Genomic DNA, 16,498 nt, shown 5'->3' with positions numbered 1-16,498 from the left:
TTCGCTTTATTCCTGTTCCATCCGAGTGCCCCGGCGGAAATTAACAATCAAACCAACTATAAAGATCGCTGCCGCAGTAAAGATAAAACCAAGAAAAATTCTATCCTCCCATCCGGTACGAATCCGCAGGTCAATTTGCTGTTGCTGATCAAGAACTAGATTACCGGTCTGCGGCAAGATCGCCACGTTGACGCGAACGTTGCCATTGCGCACCGCAGTAATCGGAATCTTTACAGTTTTTGATCCCTTGGGAGCTAAGCTCACTGCTACCGTTGAGTCGGCGCGCAGGCGCGAATCAGTAGGCTGTAGCTTTAAGCGCACATTCACCTCAACTGGGAGTCGATTCAGCACCTTAATCGGTATTTGAGAACTGCTGGCAATCAAATTTATTTGGGAAGAAGTCTGAATTTGTACCGCCCGAGCCAGCAGGTCAAGCTGACTACCCGCATTAGTGATCGCCCGGTTACGTTCCGCGCTAGTCATTCCCCGCGAAGTAGAAAGCAAAAGTTGCTGCTCTAAGGGGATAGTAATGCGCTGGTGATCCTTAGTTATTTGCTCCAATGACGGCACTACGCGCTCGTGGACAGTATGTAGCGATTTGGTGGCGCTCCGGAAAGAACTTCCGGCGACCCCTAAAGATCCTGGTGCATCCGGCGCCAGATTCTGGATTTTGGGATCGGTACCTAAAGTTACGGGGGTAGGGTCGGCGCCGAGTGCCTGCGGTAATGCGGTACCCGTTACCCACGAATCGCCAAGTACCTTGCGTAAACGCTGTTGGGTCAGCGGAGAATTTATGGCTCCATTAGGTAAAACCGCATTAATAAGTCTTGGCTGTGAAGGACGTTCGCTGGCGATTGCAGCCAGCATGGCTCTGGCAACCTGGGTATTAGTGAAGGCGTCCTCGGTAGAGGTAGCGGCCAAAAGTGCTGATAAAGTACCGTGATCTGCCAGGAAACTGCGGGTTTTATCACCTGTTTGCGCTCGACCAAGCAAATCCGGTTGATAGTTGTAACTTTGAGTTAGCGGCAACTGGTCCCCGCCAGTAACTAGCGCACAGCCTCCGCTCAACCGGGTTTCGGGATGCTCACAGATAGCATCTGTACGGCTGGCCCAGTGGGGATTGGCCAAAAAAATGGTACTGGGAGCTAGGGTCACTTGCTTTTCCAGCAATGCTCCCAGTTGGCGGTTCCCGTCTGCGGCTTTATACAGCGCATTTTTATCCAATTGCACCAAGTCGGGGGCGCCCCACAAATCAAGTGACACACTAGCGCCTTTAGCTTGTGCAGCTTTGAGGGCGTCAAGCATCACCGGATCCAGACTTAAGGGCGCAGGTTTTTCCGGTAAAGGAGCAAAACTACCGGTCAGGAGGGGAGAATTAGCGTGCAAAAGGGCGGGGTCAACCACCCAAGTAATCCCGGCTGTTGACAGGTTGCTCAAAAGTTTTGCATTCTCGCCTACGCTTTTTAAAGGTGCGTTGACTCTAGTGGAGCTCTGGGCACTGGCAGTAGCCGCACTGCCTGTCCCGCCCCTGGCCAACCATTTAGCCATTTCGGGTGAAGCGGCCGAAAGGGGAGCTATTATCGCCAGGGAACTTTTTGCCGGTGATTCTGCTTCCGGTGCGTACAACAGCAGGGAGCGATCAGTCTCGGTATCTTTTCTTTTCACCTTACTGGCAGAAACGCTAGCTTGAATCCCCAGACTTCCTAAACTGTTTTTATTTAGGGCAGGCAGGGTGTTTGTGGGAATTTCTATTGCAAACTTAACGGTTTTTTTCGCTGGCACCTGCCGGAAGGTTTTACTTTCCCGCAGGCGTAAAACCCCCATCCCCCTATCGGATTCCCCTCTAACCCAGGAGCGAATAGTCTCGGCGTCCCCTCCCAACCTGGAAGTAGTAGACACCTGCACTGTTACGTTATGTAAAGTGGCGTCAGTGCGGTTGCTGACGGTGCCGGTCACTGTAACTTTTTCTGCGCGCGAGCCCGGATCCTCTTTATAGGAGAGGGTATCGGGGCTAATAGCAGTAATGGCAGCGGTTAGCTCCGAGGCCGGCGCAGATGGGGCAGCTTTAGCCACCGGCAAGTAGCCGGGATTAAGGGTACAGGTAAGAGCGAGTAAAAAGGTAACCAATACCCCGAAAACCCTGCTTTTCAGCCGCGAGATAGCCACCCTAGTCCTCTATTTCTAATAGTTCCAGGGCAGTGGCGACCACTTTGCGTTCATTAGGGTAAACCAACACTTTGGAGACCATATCTAGGGGAACCCAAGCGGCGGCCTCTGCTTCATGGTCAGGATCATTATCGACGGTAATCGTGCCGCCTGTAGCCTCTAAAAGATAGTGGTGCACCACTTTATGGATGCGCCTGCCTGCCCCAGCGAACCAGTAGTCGATCGAGATCAAAGGGGCAATCACTTTTCCTTTGATCCCGGTTTCTTCAAAAATTTCTCTCCGCGCGGCTTCTTGCGCAGTTTCGCCCGGTTCCAAATGTCCTTTGGGCAGGCACCATTCAATATTGCCATTGCGGTTACGACGAGCGATTAAAGCTACGAAAGCCTGGTGGTCTTCAACTTTTATTACCAAACCACCAGCAGAAGTCTCGTCCACAATTGGTAGGGAGGCGGCGCGGCGCGACTTGGCGCGGCGACGGCGACGATACGAATTGCGAGCGGACATATCTTTAATGCTACCTTGCTCGCTTGTCGGCGAGCTAACAACTTGCCACTTGGAAGACGGGTCGGCTTTCTGGCAATCTGGAAACAATGAATAAAAATTTGAAGTTAGCTACTGATCCTGCTGGCCTGAACGCTACCGGGGTGCAGCTGCCAGAAAATGCGGCCACCGCCCTCGGAAATATGTTGCAGGCACTTTCAAAGCTGCCGGCGGTTATTTTAGAACTTGCGGAACTGTTTACCGCCAAAGGCGAAGAGCTTTCCCTGGTAGGCGGACCGGTACGGGACGCCATGTGCGGGCGTAAGCCGCACGATTGGGATCTGGCGACTTCGGCGCGCCCAGATACCACCGAACAGATTTTGAAAGAGTGGGCGGGCAATGTGTGGACGATGGGTAAAGAGTTTGGCACTATCGGTGCCCATAAAGCGGGTTTAACCGTAGAAGTAACTACCTATCGCAGCGATAAATATCAAAAGGATTCCCGCAAACCCTCAGTTCAGTTTGGGGATACTTTAGAGGGCGACCTGACCCGTCGGGATTTTACCGTCAACGCGATGGCGTTGCGGCTGCCAGATTTGACTCTGGTGGATCCCCATCAGGGGATAGCTGATTTAGTGGCCGGCCAGCTACGCACCCCGGTGTCTCCGGAGCAATCTTTTGATGATGATCCGCTGCGAATGATGCGAGCTGCCCGGTTCGCCTCCCAGCTTGACCTGGACGTAACTATGCCGGTGATGGCGGCAATGGAAAATATGGCTAGCCGCCTGGAGATTGTTTCCCCCGAGCGAGTGCGCGCCGAACTGGAAGCTTTGATGGTGGGTAAGAATCCCCGTAAAGGTCTAGAACTAATGGTTTATACCGGGCTGGCGGCGATGGTACTACCGGAAGTGGCGAATTTGCGCGCCACCGTTGACGAACACGGTCGTCACAAGGATGTTTACGAACATACCTTGACCGTGGTGGATCAGGCAATAGCTTTGGAGACCGGCCCGGAGGGGGAGGTGCCGTGTCCCGATTTCATTTTGCGTTTCGCCGCCCTCATGCATGATGTGGGCAAACCCGCTACCCGCCGTTTCGAAAAAGATGGGACGGTATCTTTCCATCATCACGAGATCGTGGGAGCGAAACTTACCCGTAAACGGATGCACGCCCTCCACTTCGATAAACAAACCATTAAAGACGTAACCCAGTTAGTTGCTTTGCACCTGCGGTTTCACGGCTATGGGGAGCAGGCTTGGAGTGATTCGGCGGTGCGTCGTTACGTGACCGATGCCGGAAATATGCTGACCCGTCTGCATCGCTTGACTCGCGCCGATTGCACTACCCGGAATCGCCGCCGCGCTGCGCGCCTGGAACACGCCTATGATGACCTAGAGAAACGAATCGCCCAGCTGGCAGAAAAAGAGGAACTTTCGCGGATTCGCCCCGAACTAGATGGGGAAGAAATTATGCAGATCCTGCAGTTAAAACCGGGTCCGCAGGTGGGGAAAGCCTATAAATATCTGCTGAATTTGCGGCTAGAAGAGGGTGAGATTGGCAAAGAGGCGGCGCGGCAGCGGCTTCTGGCATGGTGGGAAAGTGAGTCTGCCTAAGGAACCTAGAGCTTGCCGGCAGCTTAGATAGGTTTTGTCGCCGGAGGTAGAGCGCTATGCTCGCCAAGTTCGGTAAGCTAAACACATGAATGCCGCTGCACCCTACCCAGGTTTCTTCATCTCCTTCGAGGGAGGGGACTATACCGGGAAATCTACCCAGGTGAAACTGCTCATGCAGGCCTTAGCGGCACGCGGGGCGGCCGCGATCGCTACTTTTGAACCTGGCGGCACCTCCTTGGGACAAAGGTTGCGTCGGGAGGTCATGCATGGCGAAGACCTAGATCCTTACACCGAAGCGTTGCTTTACGCCGCTGATCGGGCCTGGCACGCGCAGACGATAATCAAACCGCATCTGCAGGCAGGCGAAGTGGTAGTTTCTGACCGATATTTAGATTCTTCTTTGGCCTATCAGGGAATAGGACGCGGCCTAGGGTTAGAAAAAATTGAGGAGATTTCTCTGTGGGCAACCAGAAATCTGCTCCCGGATCTGACTATATTGCTGGACGGCGATCCGGAAGTGCTAGTGGCGCGGCGTACCGAGACTCCTGACCGGATGGAGTCGGCTGGACTGGCTTTTCACCAGGCGGTGCGACAGGCGTTCTTGCAGATTGCCGAGCGCGATTGGCAGCGGATAAAGATACTAGATGCTACCTGTGGGGTAGAAGAGCTCCATCAACAAGTGTTATCACTAGTGAGTACGGCATTTGCGACGAGGGCGAAGGCGCAAGCAGGACAATATCGGGACGGGACCTGGCCTCAAATATCGGAATTAGGTACTGCCGTAACGGGTACCGCGGACGGTGATAGCCAACAGGCTGGGCTGCAGCAGTTATGAGCGTCTGGGATCAGATTGTCGGGCAAAAAGCGGCGGTAAAGATTTTTGAGACTGCCGCGCATTCCGCGCGCGCCCTCCGGCAGGCAAATGAGGACCGGACAGAAGATTCAGCTTTAACCAGGCAAATGTCGCATGCCTGGTTGGTTACCGGCCCGCCCGGAGCAGGGCGGTCGGTAGCTGCCCTAGCTTTTGCGGCGGCTTTACAATGTGAAGATCCGCAAACCCCGGGATGCGGACAGTGTCCCGAGTGTAAACGCGTGCTTAAAGGCACCCATCCGGACGTGAAAGTGGTGACCACCGAACGCCTCATTATCAAAATTGAGGAGATATCGTCCCTGGTGACGCTGGCACAGCAGGCGCCCGCCGGAGGAAAATGGCGAGTGATTTTAATGGAGGACGCCGATCGGATGGTCGAGCGCACCTCTAATCTGCTGCTCAAAGCGATTGAGGAACCACCCCCGCGCACCGTGTGGCTACTTTGCACCACTCAACCTGGCGATGTGTTACCCACGATTCGTTCCCGCTGTCGCCACGTCAGCTTGGTTACTCCCAGCGTGGAGGAAGTGGCGCAGTTGCTGATTGAAAGACAAGGGATCGCTCCCGAAACTGCTCGCCAGGCGGCGGCGCTGTCGCAATCCCATATTGGGGTGGCGAAATCTTTAGCTCGCGATCCGGAAGAACTGGAGCGCCGGCGAAAAATTTTACTTTCGGCCACCACTACCTCCAGCGTGGGGGAGGCCGCGTTGCTGGCGCAAAAATTGGTGGAGGCAGCGAAAGCGGATGCTAGTAAACGGGCGGAAGAAAAAGACCAGCAGGAACTGGCGCAGTTACGACGCTCCCTAGGATATGACCAGGAAGGGTCGCGACTACCCCCAGCCTTAAAAGCCCAGGAAACTGCGCTCAAGGCGGATCAAAAAAGGCGCGCTACTCGCTATCTGCGAGACAGTCTCGACCGGGTACTGCTTAATCTTTTAGGGTTTTATCGCGATGTTTATCTGTTGCAAAGCGGGGCGCAGGTGCCGCTAATTAACCTTGACTTGCAGGACACGATTACTCAGTTGGCGCAAGGCTCTTCACCAGAGCGCACCGTGCAGCGCCTAGATGCGATTCGTGCCGCTAGGCGGCGCCTAGCGGCAAATGTGACCCCCTTGCTTACTATGGAAGCAATGATGATGGATTTGAGGCAGTAGTTTATGGTTAAACACAAACTGTCAATACTGTTGGCAATGGTTTTTGCCGGTTGCTTGGCGCTATCAGCCTGTAGCGTCGGGGGGAAAGCTGATACCCGAGTGCCTCCTTCCGCTGCCTCCAAAACTAATTCTTTAACCGGGCAAGCTACGGCCATTCCTGCTGGACTGGAAAGCTACTATCAGCAAAAAGTTTCCTGGGCGCCCTGCGAGGAAAGCGACTTGAAGGATTATCAATGCGCGCGGGTGAAAGTACCTCTGGATTATGGCGACACCCAGAAGGAAGATATTGAGTTGGCGTTGGCGCGTAGCCGGGCGAGCGAAAAACGCTTAGGGAGCCTGCTGATCAACCCAGGCGGACCGGGAGGATCTGGGGTTGACCTGCTAAAAAACTCGGAAGATATGTTTTCGGAGCAGGTGTTTTCCACCTTTGATGTGGTGGGATTCGATCCGCGGGGAGTCTCCCGCTCGCATCCCATAGAGTGCACCACGGATGCGCAAAAAGATGAGTCCCTTGCCGAAAGCCTGGATCTGGGCACTGCCGCGGGACGGGAACGTTCCATAGCCGATATGAAAGAGTTCGCCCAGCGCTGTCAGGGAAAGAGCGCCGACTTGGCGCGGTATCTTGATACCGTTTCTGCCGCGCGAGATTTAGATATTTTGCGAGCCGTCCTCGGGGATAAAAAACTTTCTTACCTGGGGTATTCCTATGGGTCTTTCCTGGGGGTTACCTATGCGCAACTATTTCCGAAGAATGTGGGACGCCTGGTATTAGACGGGATTTTGGATGGTGCTTACTCCTATGGGGAAGTATCTTTGGCGCAAGCCAAAGGTTTCGAGGCGGCGTTTACTAACTTTGCGGCCTGGTGCGCCCGAGAGGGTAAGGATTGCCCCTGGGACACTACCGCAGCCGGTATGAAACGGTTGCAACGGTTTTTTAAAGCCGCCGATGCCTCTCCGATTCCTACTAAAGATTCTGCCCGCCCGCTAAATGGGGCTTTAGCCTTTGGGGCAGCGGTGGGGATGCTCTATTACGAAACTCTGTATCCTTCCCTGCTCGAGGGGCTGCAAGCGGCGTTGAAAGGCGATGGCGCTCCCCTATTAAAAATCTCGGATCTGCTTAATCAGCGGGGTGCTGACGGCAGGTTTGAGAACAATGCTTTAGATGCGTTTATTGCGATTAACGGTGCCGATTATCCGGTGGAAGGTACTCAAAAAGAGTGGGATCAGCGCGGACAAAAACTAGTGCGGGACTTCCCCTTGATGGGATCTTCGATGGCCTATGGAGAGTATGCGCTCGCGGCCTGGCCTTGGAAGGCTACCGCGAAACGGGAAAAAGTGAAGATTGTGGGGACGCAACCCATTTTGCTAGTGGGAAATACCAACGACCCGGCCACGCCCTATGAAATGGCACAATCGGTACACCGGCAAATCCCTGCCTCGCGGCTGCTGACTTGGAAATCCTATTCCCATACTGCTTACGGTTTAGGCTCGGATTGTGTGCAAGAAACCGTAGATAATTACCTGGTAGGGGGAGTTTTACCGGATAGTGATGTTACCTGTGACGATTAAGGTAAAGGGGATAAGCGATGAATAAATCCCATGATTCCGCTCAGTATCCTGCCCGGCGGATAGGGGCTGATGCTGTCGCTATTTTCCTAGGTGGCATGGCGGGAACTTTGGCACGCTGGGGGCTAGATACTTTGACTTTGCCGATTTCAGAAAGTTATTTTACCTGGTCGGCATTAACTTTTGGGGTGATTGTCGCTAATTTGTTGGGGGCTTTCCTGCTGGGATATTTCAAAACCCGGGCTAATCGGAAAGGAACTGGCCTGCACCGTTTGGGAACTCCGGTAAAACTGGGGATCACCACCGGGTTTTTAGGAGCTTTCACCACTTTTTCGGCTTTCGGAATCTCCGCGGTTAGTGGCGGGGTTCCAGGTCTAGATCGTGGCTTTTGGGCACTAAACGGCCAGTTTTATCCTGCCGCTACATTAGCGATAATTCTTCTGGTAATCGGGGTGGTGCTTGCCGGTGTTGGGTACCGGCTGGCGACTAAAGATGCTCCAGGAGGACGTGCCAAGAGCGGCCGAGGGCAGGATCGCTCATGAACGGGTTGGGGTTTGCGCTCACGTTAGGTACGTGCGGTGGAGTGGGGGCGCTTTGCCGTTGGGGAATCGACGTGACTTGGTTAAAGCTAGAAAAACGCCATCCTGCTGGTGGGATCGCCCTAGTGAACGTGCTGGCCTGTCTGCTGGGCGGGATGCTGATTGCTGCGGTGGCCAGTGGTGATCTGCGCTCTGATAGCCGGGTCTATGCCCTGCTAGCTACCGGATTTTTGGGGGGATTTTCTACTTTCTCAACTTTCGTGCTCGATATTTTTTCGGTTATGGAACGGGGAAATTGGCGCCGCGCCTGGGGGGCGTTGCTGCTGGTATGGTCGCTCTCGCTACTGGCAGCGGTCGTCGGGCTCGCCCTCGGTAGTTTCCTATTCTGATTTCTACTTCCAGATGGGATTTTCTGGTTTCAGGTCTGATTTTTGTGTGACATCCGCCGAAATCTAGGCAGGTGATTTTTAGATTTACCGAGGGTCTGCCTACAATATGGGAGTTACGCGGGGTGTGGCGCAGCTTGGTAGCGCGCTTCGTTCGGGACGAAGAGGTCGCAGGTTCAAATCCTGTCACCCCGACGAGCGAGACCGAAAGGGAGAGAAACGAAAGTTTTTCTCCCTTTTGTGTTGAGTGAGGAAGGGGTCGTAGGCGAGTGGCCGAATACCCCGAGGAAGAATACACGGCGATGATTTCTGACCTCCGTCGGTGGCATGAAATCTCAGGTAAGCCCGTGGTAATCGCCGATATCGGAAACTGGGTTCCCACTGATATGAACCCGCACCGCACGAGTGACATGCAAACGCATGCTGAGCGGGGTGAGGACTATGCACAAGGACTTGCCAGAGTCATGGCCGAACCTTGGATCATCGGTTGGCACTGGTGTGGGTACATTGAGAACCTTGGTAGAGGCTGGGGTATTAAGGATCCCTACGATGAGTTCTACTCCGACCTGACTGATCGTATCCGGGAAGCTAATGCAGCATCCCAGGTCGCGATTGGTACGCGAATGGAATAAAGATCCAGTTAGCGAAGGTCAGGTTAAGTCTGATCGCTAATTTCCATTGCTGCAGTCAGCTAGCGCAAGCTAGCTGACTGCAGCAATGCTTGTTTAGCGCTGACATCGACGATAAAAAGCTCTAAATGATGTATAGACCCGCATTGTCCTTAGCTGACACGACCGCCTCATTGAGTGCTTGCAACGATAGGGCTTTTGTAGGCAACCCAACAAAAAGCTTGGCGAAAACACGTAATCAACGAACGTTGTATACATAATACTTGTGGAAATCGAAGTGGGTAGCGTAGTGGATTTTTCATGGTTTATTCCAAGCGTCATAACCCCTGATCAAATCCCAAAAAATAAAAAATTTATACACGTAATTTAGGTATTAATCCAAAAATGTTTTAAAAAAGGTCTTGACATCTTAAGTGTGAACGTTCACAATGGGGATAACAGGTTCCGCCTTCACGGATCGGAACTTGAGAAGTCTCACAGTTCAAAGGAGAACTATTATGAAGAAAAGGGCATTGCTTATCGCTGCTGCTTTGGCAATTGTCGGCAGCACAACGGCCTGCACAGTCGAGTCTGGAAGCAGCGAAAAAGCTGACACTCAGGTCGCAAGTAAGGCAGATGCCGCCCTTAAGGAAGTAGAGGGCAAAGTGTTCAGTAAGGGGCCGAACGGAGAGAATCCCGTCACGGCTAAGGCTGTTGAACTCACCGATGAAGAAATAGAACAAGTTAAAGCAAAGAAGGCCACTGCTGCCCTCGTGATGCACTATGCTGGCAACGATTGGGCTAATGCCCAGATCGCGGGGCTTAAAGCCGAGTTCGCTCGGTTAGGCATCGACGTTATCGCGGTCACCGACGCGAACTTCAACCCGGGTCAGCAAGTCTCCAACATCGAGACAGTACTCGCCAAGAACCCCGATATTGTGGTATCTATTCCCACCGACCCGGTAGCTACGGCTGGCGCATACCGTAAGGTCGCGGAAAGCGGCGCGAAGCTCGTCTTCATGGACAACGTTCCCAAGGGATTGAAAGCTGGCGTGGACTACGAATCGATCGTGAGCGCTGACAACTTTGGTAATGGCGTTGTTTCTGCTCACTTGCTAGCCAAGGCGCTAGGCGGCAAGGGAGAGATCGGAGTCATTTACCACTCCGCGGACTTCTTCGTTACCCGTCAACGTTACGAAGGTTTCACCAAGGTTATCGAAGAGGAATACCCGGACATTAAGATCGTTAAGAAGCAAGGGATTGCCGGCCCCGACTTCGCTGGAGACGCGCAAAAAGTAGCAGACGCGATGATCAGCCAGAACCCTAAGTTAGCGGGTATCTGGGCAGTATGGGATGTCCCCGCTGAAGGCGTGATGGCTGCTGCCCGTTCTGCCGGCCGCACTGACCTCAAGATCGCTACCGAGGATCTCGGAACAAACGTGGCAATCGCCTTGGCTCAAGACCAACTAGTTGTCGGTCTTGGTGCCCAGCAGCCGTACCAGCAGGGTGTTGCTGAGGCTCGTATCGGCGCCGGGGCGCTGATTGGCAAGAAGGCTCCCTCCTATGTAGCGCTAAATGCTTTGCCGGTATCACACGAGAACGTGCTTAAGGCGTGGAAGCAGGTCTATAACTCTGAGCCTCCAGCTGATCTGAAGAAAGCGATGAAGAAGTGAGTGCCGCGGCTGACACCAAACGGGATATAAGCAACCCGCAACCCTTGGTGGCCATGAGAGGGATCCAGAAATCCTTCTCTGGTGTGAAAGTTCTCGACGACGTTGACTTTGAAATCGTCGCGGGGGAAGTTCACGCCCTGGCAGGGGGTAATGGCGCTGGCAAATCGACGTTGATGAAGATCCTCCAGGGAGTCTACTCCCTGGACAAGGGGACAATCGAGGTTGCTGGTAAGCAGTGCCACTTTGGGAATATCCATGATGCGAAGCGAGCCGGTCTGGGTATGGTATTCCAAGAGTTCAGCTTGGTGCCCACCCTGACCGTAGCGCAAAACATCTTCCTTAATGATGAGCCTCGCAGCGGGGGCATGATCGACGACAAACAAATGATCAGTCGTTCTCAGGAAATCTTCGAGCGCATGCAGGTCGAGGTAGACCCCACAGCGAAAATGTCCTCGTTATCCACGGCCTACTGGCAGCTGACCGAGATCGCGAAAGCTCTGGCCGAGGATGCGCGGGTACTGATAATGGATGAACCTACGGCAGCTCTTGCGCGACACGAAACAAAGTCGCTGTTCGAACTGATCGAACGCCTTACCGCCGAAGGTATCTCCATCGTCTATATCTCCCACCGGATGGAGGAGGTCTATCAAATCGCAGATCGCATCACGATCCTGCGCAATGGTAAACACCTGCTCACATCCCCACTGTCGGAAATCACACCAGAGGAAATCGTCGAAGGCATCGTTGGTCGTAATGTAGCCATGGCAGCTGCTCCCAACCGGGACTGTGCTGAACGTCCGGTTGTACTCTCAGTAAAGGGTCTGGCCGCTAACAATGGGCTACATGATGTGTGCTTCGAAGTCCATGAGGGTGAGGTTCTCGGGCTGGCTGGCCTTATGGGCTCCGGCCGCACTGAATTGGCTCGTACCCTGTTTGGCATCGACCAGATGACTGCTGGAACTGTGCGCATAGATGGGAGCGAGGTAAAGATCAGTAAACCCGGGGAGGCGCTGTCGCAAGGATTGGTACTGGTTCCCGAGGATCGCCGACGCCAAGGTCTGGTACTAGGGCACTCGGTCAACAGTAACCTCCAATTGCCTCACTTGGCGGAAAACTCTCGCCTTGGATGGGTGAATGATCGCGCCCTGGGCGGCCTGGCTGGCAAACTGATCGAGGAGTTCCGCATTAAGGTGGCGCGCCCAGAGGCACGTGCTTCGTTACTGTCCGGCGGCAACCAGCAGAAGATCGTGCTCGCCAAGTGGATTAGCCGTAACCCGCGAGTCCTGGTGATGGACGAACCCACTGCCGGTGTCGACATCGGAACCAAATCAGAGATCATCGAGACTATTCGTAACTTTGCGGCCGAAGGCCACGCGGTGATCGTTATTTCCTCCGAATATCCCGAACTACTCGCCATGAGCGATCGCCTGCTCCTGATGCGCGAGTCCACTGTTGAGCGCGAACTCACCGCGTCCGAAACTATCGACGAGCAGGCACTAGAACTAGCAGTTCAAGGAGTGAACCATGAGTGATTCAACAGTCCCCGCCAAGGTGGCCAGAAAGCGCTTCAGCTTCGACTGGCGTCGGGATATCATCTATGTCGGTTTCGTAGCCGTTTTGATCATCTTCTCGGTGCTGCTGCGCGATCAGGGCTTCCTGTCCACAGCCAGCTTCTGGAACATCCTCCGTCAAGCGGCCATCGTCTCGGTGATCGCCGTCGGGATGACACTGGTGATCGCGGCCGCAGAAATTGACTTATCCGTCGGCTCGGTCGCGGGTCTCGCCTCCGTGGTGACAGCCATGGCACTGTCTCAATATGGGTTAGTGCCCGGCATCCTTGCAGGACTGGCTCTAGGGGCGGTCGTCGGCAGTATCAACGGCGCCCTCGTGGCCTTTGTCCGAATCCCGTCCTTCTTGGTGACGCTCGCCATGATGGGCATAACCTTCGGTATCGCCCAATGGATTACCGACTCCGCGCCGGTACCTATTTTAGACATGAACTACATCGCTAACTTCGGTGGCGGGAATATCGGCCCCATCCCCGGGTTGATCATCTGGATGCTGCTCTTTGTCGTGGGTGGCGCCATAGTGCTCAAGAAAATGCGCTTCGGACGCCAAATTCTGGCGACTGGCGCCAATCCTGTAGCCGCAGAGTACTCCGGTATCAGTACTTCTTGGGTACGTTTCCGGGTAATGCTGATCTGCTCGATGGGAGCAGCCGTGGCCGGTATGCTCTACGCTGGTCGCCTCATGTCTGGTCGTTTCCAGTGGGGTGCCGGTGACGAAATGAACGCTATCGCCGCAGTAATCCTGGGCGGTACCGCACTTGCTGGTGGTCGTGGCTCCGTTGTCGGCACCTTCTTCGGTGCATTGCTCATGGCGACGATTAACTATGGCCTCATTTTGGCCGGACTCGATACCTCTCAACAGCAAATCATCCGGGGCATAATCATCATCCTGGCAGTCGCCCTGGCACGCAAAGACTAGCCGCCTAACAAGCAGGAATACAGGACTCTCCGCAGTAACAGAAGAAAGGAAGAACTATGGAGAAGCAAACAGACAACCGGCCTGTGTCGGTTGGCAAGAGCGCCTTCAAGGTTGATGGCGAGACCGTCTCGCTGTACGGCGGTGCCGTACACTACTGGAGGCTTGACCGGGACAAGTGGGATCAAATCCTGGAATCCGTCAAAGGTATGGGATTCAACATGATCTCGATCTACATCCCGTGGGAAATTCACGAAGTAGAAAAGGGAGTCTTCGACTTCTCAGGAAACAAGGATATTGACGCCTTCCTGACCCTATGTGAAGAAAAAGAGTTCCGGGTAATCGTACGTCCCGGACCGCAGATCAACTCCGAGCTAACCTGGTTCGGATACCCCAAACGTATACTCGAGAACGAGCGGTTGCAGATGCGCAACGCCAAGGGAGGACGGACCGTCCTGACCCAGGTGCCTAAGCCCATCCCCGCTGTCAACTACGCGGCCGATGAATTCTACGAAGAGACCGCACTCTGGTACGACGCAATCTGTGAGATCCTGGCTCGTCACTGTTACCCCAAGGGCGGTATTGTTGCAGCTCAGGTTGATAACGAGATGGCGTACTTCTTCTGCATCAACGCGTACGCTGCCGACTACTCCGAAGAGTCCTTGGCGCAGTACCGCACCTTCTTGCTTGACAAGTACGGTGACCTGGCAAGCATCAACAAGGCCTACGGCACCTCCTATAGCAGCGAGGGCGAGATTGACCCGCCGCGGCGTTTCGAAGGTAAGAGCAAGCATGACATTCCGGTCTTAGCTGACTGGATTGAATACCGTGAGCAGTACCTGATCATTTCGATGGATCGCCTTGCCGACATGATGCGTGAGCGTGGCCTAGATCAGATCGCGCTATTCCACAACTACCCGCACCCGCTCGGTCCGGGTGGCGCCGCTTCTGGCTTCACCACTCCTTTCAACATCGCCAAGCTGGAAGAGAAGCTTGATTTTGTCGGCTTCGACATTTACTCCCGCAAGGAACTCTACAGCCACGTCAAGACCGTTGGTTCGTATGTGGTGGGAACCAGCCGCTTCCCCTACATCCCGGAGTTCATCGCCGGTGTGTGGCCCTGGTACCTGAACCCAGGCGAGATTTACGACGAGGAGTTCGTTACCAAGGCTGCACTGATGCAGGGCATCAAGGGCTTCAGCCGCTACATGCTGGTGGAGCGCGACCGCTGGCTAGACTCTCCTATCCGTCGTGATGGTCGGGTTCGCGAAGACCACGAGAAGATGTTCAGCAATGCCAACCGAATGCAGTCCGAGAACAGCTTTACCTCCTTGCGTCGTGATGCGAAGGTACTGCTCCTGGCAAACCGCGAATACGATCGGCTCGAGGCGGCCTCCGTGTTGGTCTCCTTCCCCGGTGACTTCTTGGAGACCCCCTCAGGCTTCAGCGAGTACGCTAACCCGCTGACCATCAGTGAGGACAATCTGGGCTTCGATGCGCCAGTACAGTTGGAGAAGAGTAAGGCCTTCGGCGCTTGCTTCGAGGCTCTATCGGCCGGTGGTCACGACTTCGTGATCTCCGATACGGATCTCGATCCCTCGCGTTGGGGCGAACGCAGCATCGTCGTGCTGCCAACCCTCGACTACCTGGATGCGAAGATTCAGCAGGCTCTGGTGGACTTCGTAGCCGGTGGCGGCTGCGCGGTCGTTGGTCCGAAGCTACCCGAGCTGGACTCCCTGATGAACCCCTGCACTATCCTCAAGGATGCCGTTGAATCCGGTAAGGGCAATTGGTTCGTCGTTAAGAGTGGAGATGACGCCGCCAGCGTCCTCGATCAGGCTTGCGCCGCGGCTAAAGTTTCCGCCGTAAACAAGAGCGACGCCCGTCTCGACGTGGTGGTTCACCTGGATAAAGACGATCCCAAGCGTCGCGTGGTGTTTATCGCCAACCCGACAGCCGAGGCCATTGAGGCCCGTGTCGAACTACCCTTCGAGGTCGAAAAGGCCACCGAACTGTGGTCCGGCCAGCCGGGTACTACCCAGGGCAGCCAGTTGTCGGCTTCTATGCCCGCCTACTCAATTAATGTCTACGACTGCTCGCTATAGAGCTGAAAGGAACTACAATGCTTCACGGTGATGTTTTAATGGCCGATCTGGACGTGGACCAGTGGCGCAATGCGCAGCACCTGCTGCTGCGTTCCGCCAAGGGAGCCCGCAGGATCGTGTGTCTTTTGGAAAAGGGAAAGGTGGTTAAGTGCCGCCACACCCAAGGCGCGGAAGTAGCGCAAGCTCCTACGCAGGTCGATGATCTGCAGGCTGCTGCTGACGCTCTGTACGCTGCCAACCGCGACCAGGTCGATTTCGTCATGGTGGCGGAGCGAGATGCTATGGACGAGTACTTTGCCGAGTACCAAAACGCCTGGGACGCGGACGAGGACCTCGATGTCTACGTTTGCCGCTCCTGGAGCTTGCTGCGTGATCGCTACAAGTCAACGATCGTGACTGCTCCCGAACCTGCTGATCAGACCCTGGGTCTGCAGTGGAAGCTAGGCGCTTCTCATGACGCAGTGGTGGCGGCCGCGAATGCGTTCGTGAGCCCGAACAGCACTTTGGTGCTGGCTGTGCATGACGACAACTCCTTGTGGACTAGCCTCATCCTGCGGTTTGATCAGGACCGGAAGGTTATCTCGATCGGTACCGCCGATCCGAGTTTGGTTGACATCAAGGGTGATCGGGCTGGCGTGACGCAGCGTCTGGTTTCCTTCGCCAATGGTCGCGAGGGCGATGTTAAGCTGGTAGTCAGCTGTACCCGCGAGGCTGCTGAGCGATTCTTGGCCGCTGAGGACAAGGCTGCGGTCGTAAGTGAGCTGGGTGACGACTTCCAGGTGGAACGCGTCGGCTAATCTCATAGGATAGGAATTTGGCCGGGATCTCTTCGAGGTCCCGGCCATTTCACAT

14 protein-coding genes and 1 tRNA gene are annotated in these 16,498 nt (G+C 54.7%); 13 read left to right on the top strand and 2 right to left on the bottom strand.

Going from position 1 to position 16,498, the window contains the following annotated elements:
* Positions 1 to 6: 6 nt before the first annotated feature.
* Both F605_RS0103340 and F605_RS0103335 read right to left on the bottom strand, forming a co-directional pair.
* Positions 7 to 2,166 (bottom strand): DUF6049 family protein, encoded by a 2,160-nt coding sequence (locus F605_RS0103340; RefSeq protein WP_022864497.1) that lies wholly within the window; start codon positions 2,164 to 2,166, stop codon positions 7 to 9.
* A 1-nt stretch (position 2,167) separates the two neighbouring features.
* On the bottom strand, positions 2,168 to 2,671 hold the full coding sequence (locus F605_RS0103335; RefSeq protein ID WP_022864496.1) for an NUDIX hydrolase: 504 nt from the start codon (positions 2,669 to 2,671) through the stop codon (positions 2,168 to 2,170).
* Positions 2,672 to 2,850: 179 nt separating this feature from the next.
* On the opposite strand from F605_RS0103335, the gene F605_RS09645 reads away from it, so the two are divergent.
* From F605_RS09645 to F605_RS0103270, 13 genes are all read left to right on the top strand, one after another.
* Positions 2,851 to 4,260, top strand: a complete 1,410-nt coding sequence (locus tag F605_RS09645) for a CCA tRNA nucleotidyltransferase (protein WP_102184236.1) — start codon at positions 2,851 to 2,853, stop codon at positions 4,258 to 4,260.
* A gap of 85 nt (positions 4,261 to 4,345) precedes the next feature.
* Positions 4,346 to 5,095, top strand: coding sequence for a dTMP kinase (tmk, locus tag F605_RS09640; protein WP_022864494.1), 750 nt, complete (start codon positions 4,346 to 4,348; stop codon positions 5,093 to 5,095).
* On the top strand, positions 5,092 to 6,285 hold the full coding sequence (locus F605_RS0103320) for a DNA polymerase III subunit delta' (protein ID WP_022864493.1): 1,194 nt from the start codon (positions 5,092 to 5,094) through the stop codon (positions 6,283 to 6,285). The genes tmk and F605_RS0103320 overlap by 4 nt, the downstream gene beginning before the upstream one ends.
* 3 nt (positions 6,286 to 6,288) lie before the next feature.
* Positions 6,289 to 7,854 (top strand): alpha/beta hydrolase, encoded by a 1,566-nt coding sequence (locus F605_RS0103315; RefSeq protein WP_022864492.1) that lies wholly within the window; start codon positions 6,289 to 6,291, stop codon positions 7,852 to 7,854.
* A gap of 17 nt (positions 7,855 to 7,871) precedes the next feature.
* Positions 7,872 to 8,393, top strand: coding sequence for a fluoride efflux transporter FluC (locus tag F605_RS10955; protein ID WP_022864491.1), 522 nt, complete (start codon positions 7,872 to 7,874; stop codon positions 8,391 to 8,393).
* Positions 8,390 to 8,779, top strand: coding sequence for a fluoride efflux transporter FluC (locus F605_RS09630; protein WP_022864490.1), 390 nt, complete (start codon positions 8,390 to 8,392; stop codon positions 8,777 to 8,779). Before F605_RS10955 ends, F605_RS09630 begins: the two co-directional genes overlap by 4 nt.
* 118 nt (positions 8,780 to 8,897) lie before the next feature.
* Positions 8,898 to 8,971, top strand: a tRNA-Pro gene (locus F605_RS0103300).
* 74 nt (positions 8,972 to 9,045) lie between these two features.
* Positions 9,046 to 9,408, top strand: coding sequence for a hypothetical protein (locus F605_RS0103295; protein ID WP_022864489.1), 363 nt, complete (start codon positions 9,046 to 9,048; stop codon positions 9,406 to 9,408).
* Between the two features lie 494 nt (positions 9,409 to 9,902).
* The gene (locus F605_RS0103290) at positions 9,903 to 11,057 is read left to right on the top strand and encodes a substrate-binding domain-containing protein (RefSeq protein ID WP_022864488.1); all 1,155 of its coding nucleotides are present in this window, start codon (positions 9,903 to 9,905) and stop codon (positions 11,055 to 11,057) included.
* Positions 11,054 to 12,589, top strand: coding sequence for a sugar ABC transporter ATP-binding protein (locus tag F605_RS0103285; RefSeq protein WP_022864487.1), 1,536 nt, complete (start codon positions 11,054 to 11,056; stop codon positions 12,587 to 12,589). Before F605_RS0103290 ends, F605_RS0103285 begins: the two co-directional genes overlap by 4 nt.
* Positions 12,582 to 13,544, top strand: a complete 963-nt coding sequence (locus F605_RS0103280) for an ABC transporter permease (RefSeq protein ID WP_022864486.1) — start codon at positions 12,582 to 12,584, stop codon at positions 13,542 to 13,544. Before F605_RS0103285 ends, F605_RS0103280 begins: the two co-directional genes overlap by 8 nt.
* Before the next feature lie 56 nt (positions 13,545 to 13,600).
* Complete coding sequence (locus F605_RS0103275) at positions 13,601 to 15,646, top strand: alpha-amylase family protein (protein WP_022864485.1); 2,046 nt, start codon at positions 13,601 to 13,603, stop codon at positions 15,644 to 15,646.
* Positions 15,647 to 15,663: 17 nt separating this feature from the next.
* The gene (locus F605_RS0103270; RefSeq protein WP_022864484.1) at positions 15,664 to 16,443 is read left to right on the top strand and encodes a hypothetical protein; all 780 of its coding nucleotides are present in this window, start codon (positions 15,664 to 15,666) and stop codon (positions 16,441 to 16,443) included.
* Positions 16,444 to 16,498 lie beyond the last annotated feature (55 nt).

Origin of the sequence: Varibaculum cambriense DSM 15806 (assembly GCF_000420065.1) — a bacterium.
Classification (GTDB): domain Bacteria; phylum Actinomycetota; class Actinomycetes; order Actinomycetales; family Actinomycetaceae; genus Varibaculum; species Varibaculum cambriense.
Note: the sequence above shows the minus strand (reverse complement) of the source record. Positions and strands in the feature narration are given on the sequence as shown.

What these genes read in the sequence shown, in the direction of transcription:
- F605_RS0103335 (WP_022864496.1), bottom strand. Translation starts at nt 2,671, where the DNA reads ATGTCCGCTCGCAATTCGTATCGTCGCCGTCGCCGCGCCAAGTCGCGC.
- F605_RS09645 (WP_102184236.1), top strand. Translation starts at nt 2,851, where the DNA reads ATGTTGCAGGCACTTTCAAAGCTGCCGGCGGTTATTTTAGAACTTGCG.
- tmk (WP_022864494.1), top strand. Translation starts at nt 4,346, where the DNA reads ATGAATGCCGCTGCACCCTACCCAGGTTTCTTCATCTCCTTCGAGGGA.
- F605_RS0103320 (WP_022864493.1), top strand. Translation starts at nt 5,092, where the DNA reads ATGAGCGTCTGGGATCAGATTGTCGGGCAAAAAGCGGCGGTAAAGATT.
- F605_RS0103315 (WP_022864492.1), top strand. Translation starts at nt 6,289, where the DNA reads ATGGTTAAACACAAACTGTCAATACTGTTGGCAATGGTTTTTGCCGGT.
- F605_RS10955 (WP_022864491.1), top strand. Translation starts at nt 7,872, where the DNA reads ATGAATAAATCCCATGATTCCGCTCAGTATCCTGCCCGGCGGATAGGG.
- F605_RS09630 (WP_022864490.1), top strand. Translation starts at nt 8,390, where the DNA reads ATGAACGGGTTGGGGTTTGCGCTCACGTTAGGTACGTGCGGTGGAGTG.
- F605_RS0103290 (WP_022864488.1), top strand. Translation starts at nt 9,903, where the DNA reads ATGAAGAAAAGGGCATTGCTTATCGCTGCTGCTTTGGCAATTGTCGGC.
- F605_RS0103280 (WP_022864486.1), top strand. Translation starts at nt 12,582, where the DNA reads ATGAGTGATTCAACAGTCCCCGCCAAGGTGGCCAGAAAGCGCTTCAGC.
- F605_RS0103275 (WP_022864485.1), top strand. Translation starts at nt 13,601, where the DNA reads ATGGAGAAGCAAACAGACAACCGGCCTGTGTCGGTTGGCAAGAGCGCC.
- F605_RS0103270 (WP_022864484.1), top strand. Translation starts at nt 15,664, where the DNA reads ATGCTTCACGGTGATGTTTTAATGGCCGATCTGGACGTGGACCAGTGG.